The 5,235-nt window shown below is 57.3% G+C and carries 3 protein-coding genes, 1 tRNA gene and 1 CRISPR repeat array; all 4 genes read right to left on the reverse strand.

Translation table 11 applies throughout. From position 1 onward, the window contains the following. Positions 1–66 precede the first annotated feature (66 nt). Positions 67–710: direct repeats of the CRISPR family, unit length 33 nt; unit sequence ATTTCTATCCACGCTCTCCTTGCGGAGAGCGAC. A 756-nt stretch (positions 711–1,466) separates the two neighbouring features. After that, positions 1,467–1,552: transfer RNA gene (locus J7G73_RS12800), tRNA-Leu, on the reverse strand. Positions 1,553–1,571: 19 nt separating this feature from the next. After that, on the reverse strand, positions 1,572–4,103 hold the full coding sequence (locus J7G73_RS12805; RefSeq protein ID WP_291246548.1) for a translation factor GTPase family protein: 2,532 nt from the start codon (positions 4,101–4,103) through the stop codon (positions 1,572–1,574). Positions 4,104–4,188: 85 nt separating this feature from the next. Continuing rightward, a complete protein-coding gene (locus J7G73_RS12810) occupies positions 4,189–4,311 on the reverse strand; it encodes a hypothetical protein (protein ID WP_275532609.1) in 123 nt (40 codons plus the stop codon). Between the two features lie 155 nt (positions 4,312–4,466). Next, positions 4,467–5,198 (reverse strand): DUF4340 domain-containing protein, encoded by a 732-nt coding sequence (locus J7G73_RS12815; RefSeq protein WP_291246549.1) that lies wholly within the window; start codon positions 5,196–5,198, stop codon positions 4,467–4,469. Positions 5,199–5,235 lie beyond the last annotated feature (37 nt).

Genomic DNA, 5,235 nt, shown 5'->3' on the forward strand with positions numbered 1-5,235 from the left:
CCTAAACACCGTGTCAAAACAAATAAAAGCTTAATTTCAGCACAATGATAAGCCGAAAATTACGCTTTTGTTTATAATGCTCTCCTCGTGGAGAGCGACAGCAGCCACTTCTGCACATGCTCGTCCCAGAACCAATTTCTATCCACGCTCTCCTTGCGGAGAGCGACGGGGTTACGGCCAGCTGACAGCAGCTGACCATTGACATTTCTATCCACGCTCTCCTTGCGGAGAGCGACAGCGATGCCTTGAAACAGCGTTTGCAGGCGAATGCATTTCTATCCACGCTCTCCTTGCGGAGAGCGACGGTTGCCGTTGGCATCGGGCACAACTGCGCTGTAATTTCTATCCACGCTCTCCTTGCGGAGAGCGACGGGAATCAGTTAGCAGGCGCGAAAAGCCTGCTAAATTTCTATCCACGCTCTCCTTGCGGAGAGCGACCGTAGGCAAAACCGTATTTCTGACGCGCGAAGCCGCAATTTCTATCCACGCTCTCCTTGCGGAGAGCGACTTGAAAGTTGGCACCTTTTTCTCAACTAATGGGGTATTTCTATCCACGCTCTCCTTGCGGAGAGCGACGGCGGCGGGATTTTAACCGGCGCGAGTGTAAACCATTTCTATCCACGCTCTCCTTGCGGAGAGCGACAGCGGGCCTACATCGTGATCGCAGGCGACCTGATATTTCTATCCACGCTCTCCTTGCGGAGAGCGACAGCAAAATGCCACAAAAACAGTTTCTTTTTTGTAGTTAAACTTGCTATAATACCATTACCATACGCGATTTTGAGAGATTTGTCAAAGTTCTTTCGACGTTTGATACATTTTGAAAGGCATTTCTTGGTGCGAAGACTCCTGGATTTTGATGTTCTTTTCATACTCGCACTAGAGTAAAAACAATCTTTTCTAATCTCCATCTAACCATGCGCCTCGAGACAAAACTTTAAGTCTTTTTTGAATGCGCTTTTTTCCTCTCTTGAACTTTTTCGAATATCACTTTAGCAACAATTGCCTCCTGCGCATTCTCCACGAAAACATACCGAAAGTACCGTCATTCTTTTCCTGCTTACCCTTTAAAAAATCAGGTGTATAGGTTTTCTACATCAGCACATTACCAATGCTTCGTGCTGACTCGACAGTAAGCTGCAACCCACAATTTTTCTTTCTTATGAGAAAAAGTACTCATTTCCGGCATCATAAAAATTCCTCCATGCCAGAAGTATAGCATGGAGGAATTTTTACTATATGAAAACACAAGAAAAAAGCTACACTTTGATTTCTCAAAATGTAGCTTTTAACATGAGTTTGCGTGATGAAATTGATACCTTTCTCCTCCTTGGCCCGTAGGGCGGGGCCCCCACGAAAGTTTGCACAGCAAAGTTTTGTGGGGAAAAGGAGGAATGACGGAGCGGTATGAGAAAAGCCCAGCCAAACGGCTGGGCTTTTTGAATGGAGCATAGTCCATTCCGACGTGGTGCCGGTGGTGGGACTTGAACCCACACGGTGTTGCCACCAACGGATTTTGAGTCCGCATCGTCTGCCATTCCGACACACCGGCTTATTTGTAACAGGGTTTATTATACTATAGCAACGCCAAAAAAGCAGAACAGGCGGGCCGAAATGCGCAGCGCACCGTGCCCCAGAATGATCAGCTGCTCTGCACCGTCCGAGGTGACCACCCGCACCCGGCGCTTTTTTGCCAGCTGATAGGTAGTCTTTTCAATATACATATCAGCGGTTTCCGCTTCCTTGGTATAGACGATGTGGATGTTATGATACCGGCTCACCTCACCCGTGCCATGGGGCACCTTGTAGGCATCGAACACCAGAATCACCTGGCAATCGTGAAAGCCCTTGTAATTACACAACAGATCTGCCAGCGCCTGACGGGCCCCCGCCAGATTATCCGCCGCCAGCTTTTTCAGCTCCTCCCAGGCAAAGATCAGGTTATAGCCGTCCACCAGCAGATACTCCGGCCCGCTGGATTCAAAATGATACTCCGCCTGCTTCACCGGTGCGGGGCGGAACAGCTCCCGGCCCTTGGAGGGGCCATAGGTGCGCTCGAAGATGGCTGCCAGCTGCTTGTCCTCCTCCAGCGAGGAAACAGGTGCGCTCTGCCGCCGGGTCTGCCGGGGTGCGGGCTGCTCCTCCGGTTCCGGCTCGTTCAGACGCACACCGCTCTCCACATGGGCGTGGGCGGGTACCTCATCCCACTTCACGGTATAGCCTGCGCCGTGGGCACAGAACACCGAATCCGGCGGGTTCTCGGTATCCCGCTCGGGGTCGTAGCCCATCGCCTCGATCACGGCGGGGGCGTCGTGGCAGGGCCGGTAGCCTGCCAGCGTGCAGGACAGCCGCCCCTTGCCCCGGGTATATCCGGCAAGCTCCATGGCATAGCCCCGCATCTCGGCCACCGGTACGCTGCCGGTAAGCACCGAGGTTTCGCCCAACAGCTCGGGCGGGTCAAAGCTGCCGCCCATCCGCTGCACATCCGCCATGGCCCGGCCCACCTGCTCGGCGGGTACCTCCAGCCGGAACTCATACCAGGGCTCCAGCAGAATGCTGTCCGCCTGCATCAGGCCCTGACGCACCGCCCGGTAGGTGGCCTGGCGGAAATCGCCGCCCTCGGTGTGCTTCAAATGTGCTCTGCCCGCGGTGAGGGTAATCTTCATATCGGTGATGGGGCTGCCGGTGAGCACGCCCAGATGCTCCTTCTCCTCCAGGTGGGTGAGAATCAGCCGCTGCCAGTTCCGATCCAGCACATCCTCGCTGCAAATCGTATCAAACTGCAGGCCCGCGCCCCGGGGCAGCGGCTCCAGCAGCAGATGCACCTCGGCATAATGGCGCAGGGGCTCAAAATGGCCTACGCCCTCCACCGGGCCCGCGATGGTCTCCTTATACACAATACTGCCGGGGCCAAAGCCCACGGCCAGACCGAACCGCTCCCAGATCAGGCGCTTGAGCACGTCCAGCTGCACCTCGCCCATCATCTGCAGATGAATCTCGGCCAGCCGCTCGTTCCACACGATGCGCAGCTGGGGGTCCTCCTCCTGCAGCTGGGTCAGCTTGGGCAGCACTGCATGAGCGTCGCAGCCCTCAGGCAGCAGCAGACGGCAGCTCTGCACCGGCTGCAGCACCGGGGCTCGGCCCATGGTCTCCTCACCCAGGCCCTGACCCGCCCAGGTACGGGTCAGACCGGTGACGGCGCACACGGTTCCCGCCGGAGCCTGTTCTACCATCTGGAATTTTGCGCCGGAATATACGCGCAGTTGGTCTGCTTTTTCCTGCCAGGACTGGCCGTCCGGGTCCTCTCCGGTAAGCAGCGCCTTCACCCGCAGACTGCCACCGGTGACCTTGAGCCAGGTGAGCCGGTTGCCCTGCTCATCCCGGGCGATCTTGAACACCCGGGCAGCAAACTCTTCTGCTGCTTTGGGCTGACGGGTATAGGCCTGCAGCGCTTCCAGCAGCTCATCCACTCCCTGCAGCTTCAGCGCCGAGCCGAACAGGCAGGGAAACACCTGCCGCCGGGCCACCATGGCGGTGATCAGGTCGGCAGGCACCTGGCCGTTTTCCAGATAGACATCCATGGCCTCCTCGCTCTGCATGGCCAGCGCTTCCGCAAAGGCATCCGGGTCCAGGGAGCCGTCGAAGGGCACAAAGCCCTCCTCCAGGCGGGCCAGCTGATCCAGTACCGCCTGCCGGTCTGCTCCCGCCAGATCCATCTTATTTACAAATACAAACACCGGCACCCCGTACCGGCGCAGCAGTTTCCAGACGGTCTCGGTATGGCTCTGCACACCGTCGGTGCCGCTCACCACCAGCACTGCATAATCCAGCACCGAAAGGGTACGCTCCATCTCGCCGGAAAAGTCCACATGGCCGGGGGTATCCAGCAGGGTGATCTGGGCGTCGGGCAGGCTGAGCACCGCCTGCTTGGAAAAGATGGTGATGCCCCGCTCCCGCTCCATGGCGTTGGTATCCAGAAAGGCATCCTTATGGTCCACCCGGCCCAGCTTTTTCAGGTAGCCGCCCCGATACAGCAGCGCCTCAGACAGGGTGGTCTTGCCTGCGTCCACGTGGGCCAGCAGACCAGCACAAATTCGTTTCATCGCGTTTTTCTCCTGTGATCATACTGCCTTTTATTGTATCACAGAATTCGCAAAATTCCGAGCCGCTTTTTCCCTCTTTGCATGCTCATCGCCTTCGCTGCCGCTCCTCGCGGCGCTCCTCCCGGCCGGACACACAGGCCCCCGCATAGCAGACCAGCGCACTGCCCAGCATCGCCCCCAGCAGTAACAGCAACAGGATCGTTCCCATGAATCCCACTCCTCTTTTCTGCTTTTGTGACCCCATGCTACCACGGGCAGCGCGCCGTTTTTGCTGCATCCTGCCGGGCGGCGATTTTTTGCCAAACGAACAAAGCCGCCGCAAGGACTTTTCCCCGCGGCGGCTCTGATTGCCTGAAGATTAAATTATTCAGCGGAAGTCACTTCACTGGCGGCTGGTTCACTGGAAGCCTCCTCGCTGGCCGCTGTCTCACCGATGGCCTCTTCGCTGGTGGCGATGTCGCCGGTGGCATCACTGGTATCGCCCAGCTCCATCCGGCTCTTTTCAAACACGGTCACCTTGTCGGTGTCCACCAGATAGACCGTATCCTCGCCCTGCTTCTGCAGGTAAATGGTGCCGGTCACATCGTTGGTAGCGCCGCAGATCCAGGTGGTGGTCTCGCCGTCTGCGGTCATCCAGAAGGTGAGGGTGGGCTCTTCCAGGCCGTATTCCTCGCTGGTCTCGGTCAGCTGGCGGTTGGCCTCCAGATTCACAAACGCGGTGAGCATGCTGTTCACACTGCTCTGGTCCAGCTTGTATTCCGGGTCATCTGCCAGATACCAGACGATCTCGGTCTCCGGCTCGGTCTCCTCCGAGGCCGAAGTGCTTGCAAAAGCATCGGCGGCTTCACTGGTGGATTCGCTCTCTGCCTCCACCACCTCTTCCCGCTGTTCAAAGTTCAGGGTGTCCCCCTCGAAGGTGTAGCCGAAGCTTTCAATCTCAGAGGATGCGGTGATGGAGGTGAGGTTGATGCTGGTGTCCTCCGAAGCGCTGGCCGCCGCATCCCGGTCGCTGATGGTCTTGGCGGCGAACACGCCGGCGGCCAGAATCACCAGCAGGATCACCAGACCGATCATCAGGTTTCGCTTTGCTTTCATTATTGGCGCCTCCGTTTGATGGTGATGGCCGCACCGG

This window comes from Allofournierella sp., assembly GCF_017889395.1.
Lineage (GTDB): Bacteria > Bacillota > Clostridia > Oscillospirales > Ruminococcaceae > Allofournierella.